This window comes from Allobosea sp. GW821-FHT12C12 (assembly GCF_058807355.1).
This window is the reverse complement of sequence record NZ_JBXAQP010000003.1, coordinates 369,722-387,398: the sequence shown is the minus strand read 5'-3', so window position 1 is coordinate 387,398 and position 17,677 is coordinate 369,722. Positions and strand designations below refer to the sequence as shown.

Here is a 17,677-nt window from a genome sequence, read left to right as displayed (position 1 = left end):
CCGGCGGGACGCTCGGGCCGACCCTCGCCGGGCGCGCGCGGCGGACCGGGCTGGCGCGGGCGCTGCGGCCGCTCGGCCCCGTCTTCCGCCGGGGCCGGCCCCTGCGCGATCCGGAAGGCGGCGGGGGCGGCGAAGCCGCCCTGCGGGAGCGTAAGCGCCGGCAAAACCGTGCCGATCAGCAGCCAGGTTCTCGCGCGTGTCCGTGTGTCGTTTTTCAAGGCGCCTGTCCGTTTCCGTTTCACTGTGGGCATTCAGCGCCTCGTGGCGCTGAACCCGTGGTGAACCGAAAACGGCCGAAATCGGGCGCTGTTCCGCCTGCCGCCGCGGCAGTCAGGACAACGGCGCCGCGATCAGAGCCCGGCCTGGCCCTTCACATAGGCCGCGATCTCGTCATGGCGCGCGAACCAGACGGAGCCTCTCGCCTTGGCGTGGGCGATCAGCTTTTCGAGGATCCAGAAGCGCGAGCGGTAGGTGATGACATGCGGGTGCATGGTCAGCAGGAAAAGCCCTCCGGCCTCGTAGGCGCCGTCGAATTCGCGCCGGAAGATGTCGAACACGGTCTCGGGCGCGGTGTAGGGCCTGAGCGCCTGGAAGCGGTTCATGTTGAAATAGACCGCGTCGTCGCGGATCCATTCGACCGGCAGTTCGACCATGCCGGTCGGCTCGCCCTTGTCGACGAGTTCGTAAGGCTCGTCATCGGCGAAGAGCGACGAGTCGTAGAGCAGCCCGAGCTCGCGCTGGATCGCCAGCGTCGCCTCGGAAAAGTCCCAGGACGGCGTGCGCATGCCGACCGGCCGGATGCCGGTGATCGCCTCCAGCGTATCGGCGGCACGGAAATGCAGCTCGCGCTCGGCGCTGGCTGGCACCTGCGTATTGACCTCGTGGATCCAGCCATGCAGGCCGATCTCGTGGCCTTCCGCGATGACGCGGCGCTGCTCGTCCGGGTGCAGCAGCGCCGCGACCGCGGGCACGAAGAAGCTCGCCTTGATGTTCTCGCGCTTCAGCATCTCGAGAATGCGCGGCACGCCGACGCGGGCGCCGTACTGGCCCCAGGACAGCCGCCCGACAGACCGGCCGCCGTCGCGCAGCTCGTTGGTCTCGTGATCGGCGTCGAAGGACAGCGCCACGGCGCAGCGCGCCCCGCCCGGCCAGATCGCGGGCTTCAGGCCGCGGCCGGCGCGGACGCGGTCGACCTTGGCGCGCCAGGTCTCTTCCGGCCACTGCCAGGGTTCGAGCGGATTCTCGGTCATCGGCGTCGCCTTCGGGTCGGAGTGCCTTGCCGTCAGCAAAGCACGGGCCCGACCGGAAAGGCGACAGAGCGGCGGTTGCGTCGCCGCGCATTCTCGCCGGGCCGCCATGCGCGTTTGAGGGGAGCATCAACCTCATCTGGCATGGCGGGTCTTGCCGTCGGCGTCGAGCGCCGGAAGGCGGGCGCGGACGCGCCGGCTTTTGCCGTGCTCCGGGCGAACGCGGAGCCGGCGGCGAGGCCATGGCCGGTCTCCTTCGTGGATTCGACTCCGGATCAGGGCTGGCCGGCGGCCGTCCTGACGTCGCGGCCTGCCGCGCGGGCGGCGGCGGCGATCAGCATGTCGGCGGTGAGAAGCTGCGGCAGGATCTCCGGCTGGCTCCCCTTCACCGCCGAATAGAACAGATAGAGCGGCACGCCGGCACGGCCATGTTCCGCCAGCGCCTGTGCGATCGCAGCATCGCGGTTGGTCCAGTCGGCCTTGAGATAGACGACCCTGTCGGCCGCGAAGGCGTCCTTGACCTCCTGCCGCGACAGCGCGACCCTTTCATTGGCGATGCAGGTGATGCACCAGGCGGCGGTGAAGTTGACGAAGACCGGCTTGCCCTCCGCCTGCAGGGACGCGACGCGCTCGGGCGTCCAGGTCTGGATGTCGTCTGCCTTGGCCTGTGTGCTTGCCTCCGGAACGGCGCTCTGGAGCACGAACCGGCCGGCCCCGAGCGCGACCAGCACGGCCAGGGCCGAGGTCGCGAGGCGTATGCGTCCCGCCCCGCGCGAGACGCCGACCAGCCAGACGATGAAGCCAGCCGCCAGCACCGCGACCAGCGCCGCCAGCACGCCGCCGGGACCGGCCTGCACCGACGCGACCCAGATCAGCCAGATCGCGGTCGCGAACATCGGGAAGGCGAAGCCCTGCTTCAGCACCACCATCCAGCGCCCGGGTTTTGGCAGCAGGCGCAGCAGCCCGGGCGCGAAAGAGAGCGCCACGACCGGCAGCGCGAAACCGAACGCAAGGGACAGGAAGACGGCGAGCCCGAGAGCCGGCGGCTGCGTCACCGCATAGCCCACCGCCACGCCCATGAAGGGGGCGGTGCAGGGCGTCGCCACCACGACGGCGAGCGCGCCGGTCACGAACGCGCCGATGCGCCCGCCGCGGCTCGCCAGTCCATGGCCGACGCCTGCGACCGAGGTTCCGACCTCGAAGGCCCCGAGCAGGTTGAAGCCGATCAGCGTCATGACGACGGCGAGCGCGATGACCAAGGGCGGCGATTGGAGCTGAAACCCCCAGCCGACGCTGGAGCCGAGCGCGGCGAAGCCGATGACGAGTCCGGCCAGGGTCGTGAAGGTCACGACGACGCCGGCCAGAAAGAGCAGGCCCTGCTCGCGCACCCGCGCGCGGCTCGCCCGCGCCAGTTGCGCGAAGCCGAGCGCCTTGATGAACAGGACAGGCAGCACGCAGGGCATCAGGTTGAGGATCAGGCCGCCGAGAAAGGCGAGGCCGAGCGCGGCCCATAGCGTAAGGTCCGCGCCTTCCATCGCGACCGGCCGGCGCAACGTCGCGGCCGAGGGGGCGGCCGGCGTCGCCGATCGCGCCAGCAGCGCCGGCTCGGCCTCGGCGGTGATCAGGAGCGAGCGCATCGTGCCGCCCTCGCGCCACGTCAATACGCCGGTCTGCGCCGCCTGCTGCAGTTTGAAGGCGCTGGAACGGGCGAGGCGGAGGCTCGCGCCCTGTCCGGAGGCCGTCGCCGCCTGTGGCGCGGCATGGTCGATCAGCGTGTCCGAATAGGGGAAGAAGCGCAGGTCCGTGGCAGTCGCGCCGATGCCCGGCAGCGACAGGGCGAGGCCGTCGCCTTCGGCCCTCAGAGCGGCCTTGAAGCCTGCCGGCTTCGGCAGGGCTGTGAGGGTGGCTTCCATGCGGATCTGCGCCGCCTCGTCGATCACGGATGCTGACGCGACCGGCAGCTCGAGCGCAAAGGCGCCCGCCTCCGGGATGCAGATCTTCTCGCAGACGAGCCAGGTCGCCTTGGCCTTGAGCGTGATCGTTTCGCCCGGTTTGGCATTGGCCGGGACGACGATCTCGACCGGCAGCAGAACCGCGCGGTCATAGCCGAAATTGACGAGCGGATCGAACGGCAGCGCCTTGGGCGCGGGCCACTGGATGTCGCCCGCGCTCAGTCCCGCCGGCAGCGTCCACTCGATCTTCGTCGCCTCCCCGGAATCGCCGGGGTTCTGCCAATAGGTGTGCCAGCCGGGCGCGATCTTCTGGACGAGGGCGACATGGAAACGCTCGCCGGGTTTCACCGCATCGCGGCTGGACAGCAGCGTGGCCGTGACGCGCGGCGAGGTCACCGCTTTCGATTCAGCCGCCAGCGCGAAACCGGGCATGGCGAGCGCCAGCGCCAGAAGCGCGCCGGCCAGATTGCGGTTTCGGGAGGTCGGAGCCATGCGCCCTGTCGTCATTCCGTTCAATTCATCGTCCAGATGCCCGAAACAGGCGTTCAGCGCCAATGACAAGCGGGTGATGGCCGATAAAGGCGAGCATTTTCGGGCAGTCGCGCAAACTCCGCGACGCGCCATGATGTCGCCCCTTGGCTCCCGTTGAAGTGCCGGCCCCGAGATTCCGAATCGCGAGCCTGTCGATGTCACATGCGCAAACCGTCCTCGTTCCCGACCATGTCGCCGTCGTCACGGGCGGCGCCTCGGGCATCGGCTTCGCCGCCGCGCGCGCCTTCGCCGGGCTCGGCATGAAGATCGCGGTCGCCGACCGCGACGCCGACGGCCTGAAGGCGGCGGGACAAGTGCTGGCGACGCTGGTCGGCGAGGAGAATGTGCTGGCGGTGCCGACCGATGTCGCCAGGCGCGAGGAGATCGCCAACCTGCACGACCAGGTGATCGCGCGTTTCGGCGCGGTGCATCTGTTGATGAACAATGCCGGCATGCAGCCGGGCAGCGCGGTGTTCGGCCCGCATGACGCATGGGAGCGGATCATGGCCGTCAATCTCGGCGGGCTCATTCATGGCGCTCAGATCTTCGGGCCGGGCATGATCGCCAGCGGCCAGCCGGGGCTGATCGTCAATACGGGCTCGAAACAGGGCGTCACAACGCCGCCGGGCGATCCCGCCTACAACATTTCGAAAGCCGGCGCGAAGGCGTTCACGGAAGCGCTGCAGCACGAATTGCGCGGCACGCAGGGCTGCCGCGTCAGCGCCCATCTTCTGATCCCCGGCTTCGTCTACACGCCGCTGACGGCCAAGGGGCGCACCGAGAAGCCGGCCGGAGCCTGGACGCCGGAGCAGACGGTCGACTTCATGCTCGACAGCCTGAAGCGCGGCGATTTCTACATCCTCTGCCCCGACGACGACACGCCGCGCGCGCTCGACGAGAAGCGCATGGCCTGGGCGATGGGCGACATCATCGAGAACCGCCCGCCGCTGTCGCGCTGGCACGAGGGGTATGGCGAGGCGTTCAAGGCGTTCGCCGAGGGGACCTGAGCCCCTGTCATTCCGGGTTCGGCCCTCCGGGCCGCCCCGGAACGACAATCGAAGTCAGATAGCCGCCCCATCCGTCATCGTATCCGCGCCCAGCCCCGCGCGGACCGCCCGCACGATCTCGGCTTCCGCCGCCTCGCCGCGCTTGCGCGGCCGCGGACATCGACGTCGCGCGCGCGGGCTACCGCCAGCGGCGCGATTCCGGCGACGTAGAAGTCGATCGTGCCCGAGGCGTAGGCCTGGATCATGTTCGGGCCGGATTCGAAGATCGTCGAGACGGGTGCAAACAAGCCCTATTGACTGTTCGAGAAAAGGATTTTCTATCTGAATGCACGACAGCCACATCAATAAGATGATTATTCTCCCCATTGCCGATCCGGCAGAGACAATCATCTGCCAACCGACGGATTGCGAGAATGGATCAGATCGACCGTAAAATCCTGACGGTGCTGCAGGGCGACGCCAACATCTCGATCGCCGAACTGGCCGACAAGGTCGGGCTCTCGCAGACGCCGTGCTGGAAGCGGATCCAGAAGCTCGAACAGGCGGGCGTGATCATCAAGCGCGTCGCGCTGGTCGCGCCCGAGAAGATCGGACTGGGGCTGACCGTATTCGTCCAGATCGAAACCGCCGACCATTCCGGCCCGTGGCTGGAGAAGTTCGCCCAGATGGTCTCGTCCATGCCGGAGGTGATGGAATTCTACCGCATGGCCGGCGACGTCGACTACATGCTGCGCGTCGTCGTCGCCGACATGGCGGCCTACGACGCCTTCTACAAGAAGCTGATCGAGACGATCCCGCTGAAGAACGTCACCTCGCGCTTCGCGATGGAGCGGATCAAGGCGACGACGGCCTACAAGGTGCCGGATCTGGTGAGGGCGTGACGCGGATCGACCTTTTCGTCATGGTCGGGCTCGTCCCGAGCATCACGAAAAAGCTATAGGAGACAGATTAAGACCGCCCGCCATCGACCGACAGCACCTGCCCGGTGATCCAGCTGGCCTGCTCGCTGAGCAGGAACAGCGTCGCGCTCGCGATGTCCTGCGGCGTGCCGAGCCGGCGGGTGTGGAGGTTCTCGATCATGCGCGCCTGGCCCTCGGCGCCGTAGCTTTCCCATTGCCGCTCGGTCGCCGGGTTGGAGCGGACGAAGCCCGGCGCGACCGAATTGACCGTGATTCCGTGCGGGCCGAACTCCCAGGAGAGCTGCTTCGTCAGGCCGATCAGCGCATGCTTGGCGCTGGCATAGGCCTGGATGCCGGTGAGGCTCGGCCTCAGGCCCGCGCTCGACGAGATGGTGACGATGCGGCCGTGACCGGCCTGCTTCATGGCGGGGGCGGCGGCCTGCGCCAGGAAGAAGGCCGCGTCGACATTGGCGGCGAAGATGGCGCGCCAGTCCGGTTCGGAGATCGTCTCGATCGGCCGGCCGACCTGTCCGCGCACGCCGCCCGCCGCATGGACGAGCAGGTCGAGCCGGCCGCCGTCCGAGACGACCTCGGCGACCAGCGCCCGCGCGGCTTGCGCCGAGCCGAGATCGGCGACATGGGCCGTCGCGCCGATCTCGGCCGCGGCAGCCGCGATGCCGTCCGCGTCGATATCGGCGAGATGGACGCGCGCGCCGTCCGCGACCAGCGCGGCCGCGATGGCCCGCCCGATGCCTTGGGCCGCGCCGGTGACGAGGGCTACCCGGTCGTCGAAACGGATCTGCATCGGTCGATCAGCACCTTCAGGGTCTCGAACGCCATCGGCCGACAGCCGTCCTCGATATCGTGGATCAGCCCGACCAGCGTCTCGATCGCCGGCGTCGGCACGCCGGCCTGCGCCCCCAGCTCGGCGATGACGCCGATCTGCGGATCGACCTCGGTCTTGCGTTTGCGCACGGCGAGGTCGCGCCAGATGCCGGAATGGGTCTTCGCGGTCTGCGAGGTGTAATCCGCGAGCCAGGCGATCGTCGCGACCTGCGGCGCTTCGGGCGCGCCCGGCGCGAAGACCAGCGGATCGAATGCGCCGAAGCCGAGGCTCCTCACGCCGCGCGCCGCCGCGACGGCGCCGACCTCGCGCCCGAGCGCGAGCCAGACGGCCAGGCGCGCCGGATCGGCGAAGTTGGCCGACATCGAATCATTCGTCAGCGCCGTGCCGAACAGCATCGCGCCATAGGCGAGCTTGCCCCAGAGATAGCCGAAAATGTTGTCGGTCAGGATCGCGTCCGGCTCGAACAGCGTGAGGAGGTCGTGCATCTCGCGGGCGCGCGGCGTGATCGACCCGTCGAGCTCGCCGGCGACGACCGCGCCGCGATTGCCGTAGAGGATCTCGCCCGGTCCGTGCCAGTCGGCGCCGAAATTGACGAAGCAGCCCATGGTCCGCGCCGCGCCGACGGCCCTTGCGATGGCGATCTCGTTCAAGCCGTTCTGGGCCGAGAGCACGAAGCCGTCCCGCGCGAGATGCGGCGTGAGCGCTTCAAGCGCCGTCGCGGTCGCGCCGGCCTTCACGGCGAGCACAATCCGGGAGTAGACGCCCGTCAATTCGGCCGGCGTCACGGCCGGGATCACCTGCCGGAACTTTTCGATCGGGCCCGTGATGGCGAGCCCCGTCGTTCGGCAGGCTTCGACATGCTCGGCCACGATATCGACGAGCAGCACCGGCACGCCGGCGCGGGCCCAGTACGTCCCGAGCGTGCCGCCGATCGCGCCCGCGCCCCAGATCAGGATGGGTTCGGAGGTCATGGTCGCGCTCCGAAAGCGCCGCCCTGTCCCCTTCCCCCCGCTCGCGGTGGGGAAGGGTCAGGCATGGGGGGGCGTGCGGGAAGAGGCTCGACGACTATTACAGGCGACGGCCTGGACTTTCCCTCCCACCCCGGCCCTCCCCACCGCAGGCGGGGGGAGGGGGAAGTGGCGCGCCCTGCCTCGACAGCCATCACGCCTGCCCCGCCAGCTCGACCTCGGCATGGGTCGCAACGTGCAGGAAGCCGTCGGGCGTGACCCAGCCGCGATACATGCCCTCGGAGTTGTAGGGCGCGACGATCGCCCCGTCCGCGCCGACCGCGACCAGCCCGGCGCCGATCTCGTGCGCCGTCAGCTCGGCCAGCACCGCGTCTGTCGCCTCCTTCAGGCTCAGGCCCTTGTAGGCGATCAGCGACGCGATCTCGTGGCCGACGCAGTAGCGGATGAAATACTCGCCCTTGCCGGTGCCGGAGACGGCGCAGCGGCCGTCTCTCGCATAGGTTCCAGCCCCGATGATCGGCGAATCGCCGACGCGGCCGACCGGCTTGTTGGTGTAGCCGCCGGTCGAGGTCGCGGCGGCCAGATGGCCTGCCGAGTCGCGGGCGACGGCGCCGACCGTGCCGTGCTTTTCGGCCTCGCTGGCTTCGGAGACCGTGCCGACCAGTTCCCTGATCTTCATCGAGGACAGGTTCTTGCGCCGGCGCTCGGTCGAGAAATGCTCGTTCTCGACGGTATCGAGGCCCTCGCGCCGGGCGAAGCGGTCGCCGGCCTCGCCCGCCAGCAGCAGCGGATCGCCGCGCAGCATCAGCGCCCTGGCGGCGCTGACCGGGTTCCTGATGCGCCTGACGCCGGCGAGCGCGCCGGCGGCCAGCGTCGCCCCGTCCATGATCGAGGCGTCGAGCTCATGCTCGCCGTCGGCGTTGAAGGCCGCGCCATGGCCGGCGTTGAAATGGGGCGAATCCTCCATGACGCGCACGGCGGCCTCGACCGCGTCCACCGCCGTTCCGCCGCCGGTCAGAATGGCCCAGCCGGCGCGCAGCGAGGCGGCGAGATCGGCCTTGGCCTCGGCCCATTCGGCCTCGGTCATCTCGGCCTTGGGCAGCGTGCCGCAGCCGCCATGGATGGCGAGGGCGATGGTCATGGGCATGTCCTGAATTGATGCGAGCGAAGCAAATCCGTCATGCTCGCCCTTGTGGCGAGCATCCGCGTCCTGGTCACTGATCTCGACGACGAGAGACGTGGACGGTCGGCACAAGGCCGACCATGACGACAGGGCAGAACCTCACTTCTTCGCCGGCTTGATGTCCATCGCCAGCGTGTCCTCGTCGACGCGCGGCGCGATCGTGACCTTGTCCTTCTGCATCGCCCAGGCTGAGCCGACGGCGACGATCGGCAGGCGCGGCCGGTCCTTCGCCACGATGGCGTTGGCCTGCGCCAGCAGGTCGTTGCGCTTGGCCTCGTCGAGCTCGACGGCGGCGTCCTCGATCAGCTTGTCGATCGCGTCGCTCTTGTAGCCGAGCACGTTGAAGGCCCCGAGCTTCTTGGCCGGATCGTTGGAATGGACCACCGAGGAGAGCGTGTAGTTCGCCTCGCCGGTCAGCGTGCCCCAGCCGGACATCGCCAGCGAGAACTCGGCGCGGGTGCGGGCCGGGAAGAAGACCGCGCCGGGCTGGGCGTTGGCGTTCACCTCGATGCCGATGCGGGCCAGCATCTGCGCGATCGAGGTGCCGACCTGGCGGTCGCCAGGCAGGCGGTCGTTGGTGAATGAGAAGGTCACCTTGAAGCCGTTGGCGTAGCCGGCCTCCTCCATCAGCTTCTTCGCCCTGGCGAGGTCGGGCTTGAGCTCGGGCAGGCTCTTGTTGAAGCCTGCGATGTTCGAGGTGACGAGCTGGTTCACCGGCGCGCCGAGGCCCTCCATGGCGATCTCGACCAGCGCGGGCCGGTCGATGGCGAGGTCGATCGCCTCGCGCACCTTCGGATCCTGCAGCGGGTTCTTCGGCAGGGCCGAGCCGTCCTTGGCGCTGACCTGCGGAGACTTGTCGCGCAGGTCGATCTCCATGTTGAAGACATAGACGGTGTCGATCGTCGCGACCGAGATCTTGGGGTCGCGCTTCAGCGTCGCGACGTCGGAGGCCGGGGCGCGCACGATGATGTCGACCTGGCCGGCCTTGAGCTGAGCGACGCGGGCGGCGTCGTTGGGCAGTTCCTTGCGGGTGACGCGGGCCCAAGGCTCCTTCGGCCCCCAATAGCCGTCGAAACGCTCGATCACCATCTGGTCCTTCGGCGTCCAGGACACGTATTTGTAGGGGCCGGTGCCGATCGCCGCCTTGCCTGAATTGAAGGCCTCGTTGGCGGTTTCCCTGGTCAGCCCGGCGGCGGCCTTGGCCGAGACGATGAACAGGCGGATGAAGTCGTTGGGCAGGTTCGGCGCCGGGCCGTCGGTGACGATTTGGACGGTGAGCGGATCGACGATCTTCACCTCCTTGACGCGGCGGACATAGATCGTGGTCGGGTTCGGGCCGGCGACGACCGGGATGCGCTCGATCGAGAACTTGACGTCCTCGGCCGTGAAGTCCGAGCCGTCATGGAACTTCACGTTGGGGCGCAGCTTGAACTCCCAGACGTCGGGGGAGATCGCCTTCCAGCTCAAGGCGAGGCGCGGCTCGATCTGGAGCTTGTCGCCCGACCAGGTCAGCGTGTCGAAGACATGCTTCAGCGCCTCGGCATGGGTGCCAGTCGCGGTGAAATGCGGATCGATCGAATCCGGGCCGGCGCGCACGCCGATGGTCAGGTTCTGGGCGAGCGCGGCGCCGGAGACGCCGGCGCAGATCAGGGCCGCGAAGGCGGCAAGGCGCAATGTCCGTGCGGTGCTCATGATGGAATCCCCTCTTGTTCGAGATCGTTCGGCCAGGTCGGCGAGGCAATGACGAGCTTGTCCATCAGTTCGCAGAGCTGACGCTGCTCGGCCTCGGACAGGCCCGAGAGCATGGCGGTCTGCTGCTGCACCATCAGCGGCATCGTCTCCTCGAAAATGGCGCGGCCGGCCGAGGTCAGGCGCAGCACATAGCTGCGCAGATCGTCGCGGTCGGTCTCGCGCTTGAGCAGGCGGCGCTGGAGCAGCTTCTGGATGGCGCGCGAAAGCGTGTTCTTGGGCAGCCCCGAGGAGGAGACGATGTTCTTGGCGGCGACGCCTTCCTTGAGGCCGACCGCGTAGAGCGCGACGAATTCCGGTCGGACCAGCCCGTAGCGCGTCTCGATCCAGCGATAGACCGGGTCGTTGAAGCGGAAGGCGACGAAGTTCAGCCGGAAGGACAGCCAGCACGGATTGTCCCAGAGCTTGGTGACGGTGAGCGGGTCGAGATCGCGGAGCGCCGCCTCGCGCTCATGGTCGAGGCGCGACAGGGCGGTGGGGGCGCGGCGCATGAACAGCCCTCGTTAGTTCCGGATGGAACTTGACCGTGCCGGATGGCAGAGTCAAGGATGGCAGCATAGAGGCTGTCATTGACCATGGACAGGGTTTGGGCGTCGGCGATTGCCCGAATGCCAGGAGTTTGGTGCGGCCAAGCCTTGCGGCTTGGCCGTGACGGACGACGCCGCAGTCGGGCAAAAGCGCCACGCCGCTGCGCGGTGAGGTGAAATCTCACCCAAATCTTGTCCATGGTCGATGACCGCCTCTGGGACCATTCCTCCATCTGAAACAGCCTCTTGCCGCCGCTACCTTAGGCTGTAGCGTGTGCTGGGTAGCAAGGATCCCGCCGTGCGCGTCGCGCAGATGAACTGGATGCAGATCGAGGCGCAGGCCGCCCGCGACGACCGTTGCGTCTTGCCGCTCGGCTGCGTCGAGCAGCATGCCTATCTCAGCCTCGCGACGGATGCGATCCTGGCCGAGAAAGTCGCCAACGACGCCGCCGAGCCGCTCGGCCTGCCGGTCTTCCCGGTGCTGGCCTACGGCATGACGCCGGGCTTCCGGGCCTATCCCGGCACGGTCTCGCTCAGGATGAGCACCTATATCGCGCTGGTCGAGGATCTGCTCGAGGGCTTCTATCGCTCGGGTTTCCGCCGTATCGTGCTGGTCAACGGCCATGGCGGGAATTCCCCGGTGCTGACCTTCGCCAACGAATGGATGGGCATGCGCAACGACGCCTCGGTCAAGCTGCACAACTGGTGGGCGGGGCCGCGCTTCCAGGCGGCGGTGAAGGCGGTCGATCCGGCCGCCTCGCACGCCTCCTGGATGGAGAACTTCCCGTGGACGCGACTCGACGGCGTGACCATGCCGGACGGCGCCAAGCCGGCCTTCGACGCGGCGCTCTATCATGCCGCCAATCCCGACAGAAAGCGCGAGATCCTCGGCGACGGCAACTTCCTCGGCCGCTACCATCGCTCCGACAACGAGATGCTGAGCCTCTGGGACGTCGGCGTCGAGGAAACGCGGGCCGTGATGGCGGACGACTGGCCGTGACGGCGGTGGGTGTTCCAGGCGAAGTCGGATTGCCATGCTAGGCCACGTCATCGAGCGCGTGGTTCAGGCGCTCGCCGTCATGCTGGTGATGTCGGTCCTGGTCTTCGTCGGCGTCTACGCGATCGGCAACCCGATCGACGTGCTGATCGGCCCCGACGTCTCGCAGCAGATCAGGCTCGACACGATCGCCCGCTACGGCCTCGACCGGCCGCTCCATGAGCAGTATTTCACCTTCCTGAAGCGCGTGCTGCAGGGCGATTTCGGCCGCTCCTTCGTCTACGGCCTGCCGGTGCTCGACCTCATCCTGTCGCGGCTGCCGGCGACGCTGGAGCTGACGCTCGTCGCCGTCTGCGGGGCGGCGCTGATCGGCGTGCCGGCCGGCATCTATGCCGGCTACCGGCCGGACGGCCTGCCGGCCAGGATCGTCATGGCGGTCTCGATCCTCGGCTTCTCGGTGCCGACGTTCTGGATCGGCCTCGTCCTGATCATGACCTTCGCGGTGGAGCTGCAATGGCTGCCGGCCGGCGGGCGCGGCGAGACGGCGTCGCTCTTCGGCGTGCAATGGAGCTTTCTCACCGCCAACGGCCTCTCGCATCTCTTGCTGCCGGCGCTGAACCTCGCCTTCTTCAAGCTCGCTCTGCTGACGCGGCTGGCGCGCGCCGGCACGCGCGAGGTGATGCTGACCGACACGGTGAAGTTCGCCCGCGCCGCCGGGCTCTCGGAATGGACCGTGCTGCGCCGGCATGTGCTGCGCCTGATCGCGATCCCGATCGTCACCGTGTTCGGACTCGAATTCGCCTCGACGCTGGCCTTCGCCGTGGTCACCGAGACGATCTTCTCCTGGCCGGGCATCGGCAAGCTGATCATCGATTCGATCACCTCGCTCGACCGGCCGGTGATGGTCGCCTATCTGATGCTGGTCGCCTTCGTCTTCATCACGATCAACTTCCTCGTCGACCTGACCTATCTCGCGCTCGATCCGCGCCTGCGCAAGGCGCGGGCATGACGGTCAAAAGACCCCTGCTCCGATCCTGCGCCCTCATCCCGGGGAGCGCCGCGGGCGCGTCTCGAAGGATGCTCCGGATGGCTCCGGAACGAACCGGAGCACCCCTCGGGACGCAGGCTTCGCCTGCTCCTCGGGATGAGGGCCGCAAGGCGGCGGGAGCATGTGGATCATGACGCCCGCATCGCCCTTCGCGCGCTTCTGGGCCGAGTTCCGCGAAAGCAGGGTCGCGCTCGCGGCGCTCGTCGTCGTCGTCGCGATGGTCGGCGTCGCGCTGCTGGCGCCCGTGATCGCGCCGCAGAACCCCTATGCGCTGGCCGATCTCGTGCTGATGGATGCGCGCCGGCCGCCAGGCTATGTCGGCTCGGGCGGGTTCACCCATATCCTCGGCACGGACGCCCAAGGGCGCGACCTGTTCTCGGCCATCCTCTACGGTCTGCGCATCTCGCTGCAGATGGGTCTGATCGCAGGCTTCGTCGCCTTCGTCATCGGCGTCTCGCTGGGGCTGGGGGCTGCCTATATGGGCGGGCGGCGCGAGGCCTTCATCATGCGCATCATCGATCTGCAGCTCGCCTTCCCGGCGATCCTGCTGGCGCTGGTGCTCTCGGCGCTGCTCGGGCAGGGCAAGGCGCAGCTCATCACGGCGCTGGTGACGGCGCAATACGCCTATTTCGCCCGCACCGCCCATGGCGCGGCGGCGGCCGAGCGCGGCAAGGACTATGTCGAGGCGGCGCTGTCGACGCCATTGCCGGGCTGGCAGGTGGTGTTCCGCCACATCCTGCCGAACTGCCTGCCGCCGCTGATCGTCGTCGCGACCGTGCAGGTCGCCAACGCGATCGCGCTGGAGGCGACCTTGTCTTTTCTCGGCGTCGGGCTGCCCGTGACCGAGCCCTCGCTCGGCGCGCTGATCGCCAACGGCTTCCAGTACATGCTCTCGGGGCGCTACTGGATCTCGATCTATCCCGGCATCGCGCTGATCGTGCTGATCGTCGCGATCAACCTCGTCGGCGACCAGGTCAGGGACCAGGTCAATCCGAGGCTGAAGCGATGAGGACTATCCGTCATTGCGAGCGTAGCGAAGCAATCCAGCGGGGCGTGACGCGCTGCTGTCCCTGGATTGCTTCGTCGGCTGCGCCTCCTCGCAATGACGGGGAGGGCGATCCATGACCGCCCCCCTCCTTCAGGTCGAAAACCTCGCCACCCACTTCCACACCCGCGCCGGCGTGGTGAAGGCCGTAGACGGCGTCTCCTTCTCGCTGCGCAAGGGCGAGGTCATGGGGCTCGTCGGCGAGTCCGGTTCCGGCAAGAGCGTCACCGGCTTCTCGCTGCTCGGGCTGATCGATCCGCCCGGCAGAATCGCCTCGGGCTCGGTCAGACTGGGCGGAGAGGAACTCGTCGGCATGGCGCCGTCCCGGCTGCGCCGGCTCAGGGGCAAGCGCATGGCCATGGTCTTCCAGGACCCGGCGACGACGCTGAACCCGGTCATCGCCATCGGCAGGCAGATGAGGATGGCGCTCGAGGCCCATGGCGTCGGCGGCGAGCAGCGCACGCGCGAGCGCAGCGTGCGGGTCCTGACCCGCGTCGGCATTCCCGACGCGGCGCGAAGGCTCGGCGCGTTTCCGCACGAATTCTCCGGCGGCATGCGTCAGCGCGTCGCGATCGCGATCGCGCTTTTGCACGATCCCGAACTGCTGATCGCCGACGAGCCGACGACCGCGCTCGACGTCTCGATCCAGGCGCAGATCCTGGCCGAGATGAAGTCGCTGGTGGCCGAGCTCGGCATGGCGCTGATCTGGATCAGCCACGACCTCGCCACGGTGTCCTCGCTCGCCGACAGGATCGCGGTGATGTATGCCGGCCGCATCGTCGAGGCCGGGCCGACGGCGGCCGTGCTGCGCGATCCGCGCCATCACTACACCCAGGGACTGCTCGACTCGCTGCCGGCCCGCGCCGAGCCCGGCCGCGACCTCGTCCAGATCCCCGGCACGACGCCCTCGCTGCTGTCCCTGCCGCCCGGCTGCGCCTTCGCGCCGCGCTGCCCGAGGGCGGATTCAGCCTGCGCCGCGATGCCCGCGCTCTTGACCGAAGGCGCGCGGCAGCACCGCTGCTGGCACCCGCTCGGGCTGGAGGTCGCGGCATGAGCGACGCCTTCCTCGACGTCCGCAACGTCTCGCGCCGCTTCGCGCCGCGCATCACCTTCGGCCAGAAGATCGCCGCCAAGCTCGGCCAGCCGGTCGATGCGCGGATCACGCACGCGGTCGACGGCGTCTCGCTGACCATCGCCAAGGGCGAGGCGCTCGGTCTCGTCGGCGAGAGCGGCTGCGGCAAGTCCACGCTCGGCCGGCTCATTGCCGGCGTCCTGGCCCCCAGCGACGGCACGGCGGCGGTCGCCGGCGAGCCGGTCATGGCCCATGGCCGCAAGACCACGACCCGCGTGCAGATGATCTTCCAGGATCCGTTCGCCTCGCTCGATCCGCGCATGCAGGTCGGCGACACGATCGCGGAGGGGCCGCTGGCGCATCGGCTGACGACGAAGGCCGCTGCGCGCGACTATGTCGGCCAATGGCTCGCGACGGTCGGGCTCGATCCGGCCTTCGCGGCGCGCTATCCGCACCAGTTCTCGGGCGGGCAGCGCCAGCGCATCGCCATCGCCAGGGCGCTGGCGATGCAGCCCGACATGCTGGTCTGCGACGAGCCGGTCGCCTCGCTCGACGTCTCGATCCAGGCGCAGATCATCAACCTGTTCCTGAAGCTCCGGCGGGACTTGAGCCTGACCATGCTGTTCATCAGCCATGATCTCGGCGTGGTCCGCCATCTCTGCGACCGCGTCGCGATCATGTATCTCGGCCGGATCGTCGAGCTCGGCGCGACGCGGGCCGTCTACGCCAGGCCGCAGCATCCCTACACCCAGGCGCTGCTCGATTCCGTGCCGAAGCTGGTGCTGACCGGGGGTGTGACGACGGCGTTCAGGCCGATCGCGGGCGAATTGCCCTCGCCGTTGTCACCGCCGGCCGGTTGCCATTTCCATCTGCGCTGCCCGCTGGTCCAGCCGCGCTGCAAGGCGCAGCGGCCGGCCTTGCGCGAGGTCGCGCCGGACCGGCTCTCGGCCTGCCACTTCGCGCCGTTGTGAGGCCCCGCCTCGACGCGCGGATCAGACGATGCGCGTGCGCACCGTGCCGACGCCGGCGATCGCGCCTTCGAGCGTGCCGGTGAGGATCAGGCCGGAGAGATAGGCGATCGTCTCCGGCACGTTGCAGATATGCTTGGCGAGGTCGGAACTCTGGCGCGGCGCGCCGTTGCGGGCGGATCGATCACATATTGCGTCACGGGACCGGCCTCTCTGGAAACATGTTTCCCGCCGTTCATGCGGGAGCCGGGCTGATCGGGCAGGGGCCCGTCGTCCGGGCCGGGCCGCGCCAGCCGCATCCGGACCTCGTCCCCTTCTTCACCGCAAGCGGGGGAGGAGGCGGACAGCGCGGCGCTTGAACACGACACGGCGCCCGCGCGCGGGTCCGTGTTGCGGCGCGTCATTGCAACCTGCGCGGAATGTGCCCACACTGGCCTCCGGGACGGCATGAGCCGGCCCGAAACTGAGACTGAAGGAACAGCACGTGAGCACGGGTACCGTGAAATGGTTCAATGAAACCAAGGGCTACGGATTCATCACTCCCGACCAGGGCGGCAGCGATGTCTTCGTGCATATCAGCGCTGTCGAGCGCTCGGGCATGCGCGGCCTGAACGAAGGTCAGAAGATCAGCTACGATCTCGAGGCCGACCGCAAGACCGGCAAGTCCTCGGCGGTGAACCTCAAGACCGCTTGATGCAAACCCCAGACGGGGGGCCGATCGGCGGCGACGCCTCCCGAGCCAATGCGAATCTCTACGATCTGTGACGGACTGGAAGACGATTCCCGGCATGCCCGTCGCCAAGAGGCGGCGGTTGAAACACCAGATGGGGCTCGGCCCCGCTGCGGCGCGGATGCGCCCCTCTCCTCAATCGGCATTCCCGGACCCTCATCCTTCGCGACGCAGCCTCGGCTGCTCCTCGGAATGAGGCCGAGGGGATGGCCTCATCTTGAATTTCCCGATCATCGTCGCGATCTCGTGGGAAGCCGGGTCCGGGCCCCTCTGGCGGCAGAATTTCGTCCCTGCCGCGATGTCGGACTCTTCCACCTCCGCGACGCCCTCGGCGACGGGCCGCGCTTCTGGAAGATCAGCGATGATCTCGACGTTCCGCTCAGCCTACGCCCACCCCGCCTTCGACGGGGCCCGCCGCTTCGCGGGCGGCGACGTCGCCGCGACCCGCGGCCGCCTCGCCGCGCTGGCGCGCCTGCTCGACGCGGCCTTCCGCATCCCCGGCACGAACATCCGCATGGGCGCGGATGCGGCGCTGAACCTCATCCCGGGCGCCGGCACGCTCGTCGCCAAGGGCCTCTCGGGCTATCTGATCTGGGAGGCGCACCGGCTCGGCGCGCCGAAGACGATGCTTGCGCGCATGCTCGGCAATCTCGGCCTCGATTTCGCGATCTCGATCGTGCCGCTGGCCGGCTGGGTCGGCGACGTCTTCTTCCGCGCCAACAAGCGCAACATGGCGCTGCTGGACGCGCATCTGGCCGGGCTGGAGCGGGCCTGAGCGCCGCCCGGCGCCCCGATCCCCGAAATGGCCGTCGGCCGGCGTGCCGGCGACGCCCGGCATGGCGCGTTCCGGCGATCCGCCGCATGATCGCGGCCGGGCCGATCCCGGTCCGGCAGGCCTTGATCAACA

At 68.7% G+C, this 17,677-nt stretch carries 17 protein-coding genes and 1 pseudogene; 9 read left to right on the top strand and 9 right to left on the bottom strand.

Going from position 1 to position 17,677, the window contains the following annotated elements:
* The 3 genes from AC1RRW_RS06705 to AC1RRW_RS06695 all read right to left on the bottom strand — a co-directional run.
* The coding region (locus AC1RRW_RS06705; RefSeq protein WP_492899836.1) for a hypothetical protein at positions 1–218 on the bottom strand (218 nt) is incomplete at its 3' end.
* A gap of 132 nt (positions 219–350) precedes the next feature.
* Positions 351–1,250 (bottom strand): polysaccharide deacetylase family protein, encoded by a 900-nt coding sequence (locus tag AC1RRW_RS06700; protein ID WP_492899834.1) that lies wholly within the window; start codon positions 1,248–1,250, stop codon positions 351–353.
* A 272-nt stretch (positions 1,251–1,522) separates the two neighbouring features.
* Positions 1,523–3,691, bottom strand: a complete 2,169-nt coding sequence (locus AC1RRW_RS06695) for a protein-disulfide reductase DsbD family protein (RefSeq protein WP_492899833.1) — start codon at positions 3,689–3,691, stop codon at positions 1,523–1,525.
* A 194-nt stretch (positions 3,692–3,885) separates the two neighbouring features.
* Here AC1RRW_RS06695 and AC1RRW_RS06690 point away from each other — a divergent pair, with 194 nt between their 5' ends.
* Positions 3,886–4,737 carry an SDR family NAD(P)-dependent oxidoreductase gene (locus tag AC1RRW_RS06690; protein WP_492899832.1) on the top strand — a complete coding sequence of 284 codons (852 nt, stop codon included), beginning with the start codon at positions 3,886–3,888 and terminating at the stop codon, positions 4,735–4,737.
* 134 nt (positions 4,738–4,871) lie between these two features.
* Here AC1RRW_RS06690 and AC1RRW_RS06685 read toward each other — a convergent pair.
* Positions 4,872–5,018 (bottom strand): annotated as a pseudogene (locus AC1RRW_RS06685) (ABC transporter substrate-binding protein); the annotation flags it as partial.
* A gap of 132 nt (positions 5,019–5,150) precedes the next feature.
* On the opposite strand from AC1RRW_RS06685, the gene AC1RRW_RS06680 reads away from it, so the two are divergent.
* Positions 5,151–5,618, top strand: a complete 468-nt coding sequence (locus AC1RRW_RS06680; protein WP_492899831.1) for an Lrp/AsnC family transcriptional regulator — start codon at positions 5,151–5,153, stop codon at positions 5,616–5,618.
* 67 nt (positions 5,619–5,685) lie between these two features.
* On the opposite strand, the gene AC1RRW_RS06675 is transcribed toward AC1RRW_RS06680, so the two are convergent.
* From AC1RRW_RS06675 to AC1RRW_RS06655, 5 genes are all read right to left on the bottom strand, one after another.
* Positions 5,686–6,441: an SDR family NAD(P)-dependent oxidoreductase gene (locus AC1RRW_RS06675; protein ID WP_492899830.1), complete on the bottom strand. Its 756-nt coding sequence runs from the start codon at positions 6,439–6,441 to the stop codon at positions 5,686–5,688.
* Positions 6,414–7,454 carry a ketopantoate reductase family protein gene (locus AC1RRW_RS06670; protein WP_492899829.1) on the bottom strand — a complete coding sequence of 347 codons (1,041 nt, stop codon included), beginning with the start codon at positions 7,452–7,454 and terminating at the stop codon, positions 6,414–6,416. Before AC1RRW_RS06670 ends, AC1RRW_RS06675 begins: the two co-directional genes overlap by 28 nt.
* Positions 7,455–7,644: 190 nt before the next feature.
* Positions 7,645–8,592: an isoaspartyl peptidase/L-asparaginase family protein gene (locus AC1RRW_RS06665; RefSeq protein WP_492899828.1), complete on the bottom strand. Its 948-nt coding sequence runs from the start codon at positions 8,590–8,592 to the stop codon at positions 7,645–7,647.
* Between the two features lie 141 nt (positions 8,593–8,733).
* A complete protein-coding gene (locus tag AC1RRW_RS06660; protein WP_492899827.1) occupies positions 8,734–10,326 on the bottom strand; it encodes an ABC transporter substrate-binding protein in 1,593 nt (530 codons plus the stop codon).
* Positions 10,323–10,874 carry a MarR family winged helix-turn-helix transcriptional regulator gene (locus AC1RRW_RS06655; RefSeq protein WP_492899826.1) on the bottom strand — a complete coding sequence of 184 codons (552 nt, stop codon included), beginning with the start codon at positions 10,872–10,874 and terminating at the stop codon, positions 10,323–10,325. The genes AC1RRW_RS06660 and AC1RRW_RS06655 overlap by 4 nt, the downstream gene beginning before the upstream one ends.
* Positions 10,875–11,184: 310 nt before the next feature.
* On the opposite strand from AC1RRW_RS06655, the gene AC1RRW_RS06650 reads away from it, so the two are divergent.
* The 7 genes from AC1RRW_RS06650 (at position 11,185) to AC1RRW_RS06620 (ending at position 17,545) form a co-directional block, all read left to right on the top strand.
* Positions 11,185–11,910, top strand: a complete 726-nt coding sequence (locus tag AC1RRW_RS06650) for a creatininase family protein (RefSeq protein WP_492899825.1) — start codon at positions 11,185–11,187, stop codon at positions 11,908–11,910.
* Between the two features lie 34 nt (positions 11,911–11,944).
* Positions 11,945–12,916: an ABC transporter permease gene (locus tag AC1RRW_RS06645; RefSeq protein ID WP_492899824.1), complete on the top strand. Its 972-nt coding sequence runs from the start codon at positions 11,945–11,947 to the stop codon at positions 12,914–12,916.
* A 169-nt stretch (positions 12,917–13,085) separates the two neighbouring features.
* The gene (locus AC1RRW_RS06640; RefSeq protein ID WP_492899823.1) at positions 13,086–13,964 is read left to right on the top strand and encodes an ABC transporter permease; all 879 of its coding nucleotides are present in this window, start codon (positions 13,086–13,088) and stop codon (positions 13,962–13,964) included.
* A 112-nt stretch (positions 13,965–14,076) separates the two neighbouring features.
* Complete coding sequence (locus tag AC1RRW_RS06635) at positions 14,077–15,054, top strand: ABC transporter ATP-binding protein (protein ID WP_492899822.1); 978 nt, start codon at positions 14,077–14,079, stop codon at positions 15,052–15,054.
* On the top strand, positions 15,051–16,043 hold the full coding sequence (locus AC1RRW_RS06630; protein ID WP_492899821.1) for an ABC transporter ATP-binding protein: 993 nt from the start codon (positions 15,051–15,053) through the stop codon (positions 16,041–16,043). The genes AC1RRW_RS06635 and AC1RRW_RS06630 overlap by 4 nt, the downstream gene beginning before the upstream one ends.
* Positions 16,044–16,524: 481 nt before the next feature.
* Positions 16,525–16,734 (top strand): cold-shock protein, encoded by a 210-nt coding sequence (locus tag AC1RRW_RS06625; protein WP_054210450.1) that lies wholly within the window; start codon positions 16,525–16,527, stop codon positions 16,732–16,734.
* Between the two features lie 397 nt (positions 16,735–17,131).
* A complete protein-coding gene (locus AC1RRW_RS06620) occupies positions 17,132–17,545 on the top strand; it encodes a DUF4112 domain-containing protein (protein ID WP_492899820.1) in 414 nt (137 codons plus the stop codon).
* Positions 17,546–17,677: the final 132 nt, after the last annotated feature.

Excerpts from the sequence above, each read along its gene's own strand:
- AC1RRW_RS06695 (WP_492899833.1), bottom strand. The coding sequence starts at position 3,691 with ATGGCTCCGACCTCCCGAAACCGCAATCTGGCCGGCGCGCTTCTGGCG.
- AC1RRW_RS06645 (WP_492899824.1), top strand. The coding sequence starts at position 11,945 with ATGCTAGGCCACGTCATCGAGCGCGTGGTTCAGGCGCTCGCCGTCATG.
- AC1RRW_RS06670 (WP_492899829.1), bottom strand. The coding sequence starts at position 7,454 with ATGACCTCCGAACCCATCCTGATCTGGGGCGCGGGCGCGATCGGCGGC.
- AC1RRW_RS06640 (WP_492899823.1), top strand. The coding sequence starts at position 13,086 with ATGACGCCCGCATCGCCCTTCGCGCGCTTCTGGGCCGAGTTCCGCGAA.
- AC1RRW_RS06665 (WP_492899828.1), bottom strand. The coding sequence starts at position 8,592 with ATGACCATCGCCCTCGCCATCCATGGCGGCTGCGGCACGCTGCCCAAG.
- AC1RRW_RS06620 (WP_492899820.1), top strand. The coding sequence starts at position 17,132 with ATGATCTCGACGTTCCGCTCAGCCTACGCCCACCCCGCCTTCGACGGG.
- AC1RRW_RS06635 (WP_492899822.1), top strand. The coding sequence starts at position 14,077 with ATGACCGCCCCCCTCCTTCAGGTCGAAAACCTCGCCACCCACTTCCAC.
- AC1RRW_RS06660 (WP_492899827.1), bottom strand. The coding sequence starts at position 10,326 with ATGAGCACCGCACGGACATTGCGCCTTGCCGCCTTCGCGGCCCTGATC.
- AC1RRW_RS06675 (WP_492899830.1), bottom strand. The coding sequence starts at position 6,441 with ATGCAGATCCGTTTCGACGACCGGGTAGCCCTCGTCACCGGCGCGGCC.
- AC1RRW_RS06680 (WP_492899831.1), top strand. The coding sequence starts at position 5,151 with ATGGATCAGATCGACCGTAAAATCCTGACGGTGCTGCAGGGCGACGCC.
- AC1RRW_RS06655 (WP_492899826.1), bottom strand. The coding sequence starts at position 10,874 with ATGCGCCGCGCCCCCACCGCCCTGTCGCGCCTCGACCATGAGCGCGAG.
- AC1RRW_RS06630 (WP_492899821.1), top strand. The coding sequence starts at position 15,051 with ATGAGCGACGCCTTCCTCGACGTCCGCAACGTCTCGCGCCGCTTCGCG.
- AC1RRW_RS06690 (WP_492899832.1), top strand. The coding sequence starts at position 3,886 with ATGTCACATGCGCAAACCGTCCTCGTTCCCGACCATGTCGCCGTCGTC.
- AC1RRW_RS06700 (WP_492899834.1), bottom strand. The coding sequence starts at position 1,250 with ATGACCGAGAATCCGCTCGAACCCTGGCAGTGGCCGGAAGAGACCTGG.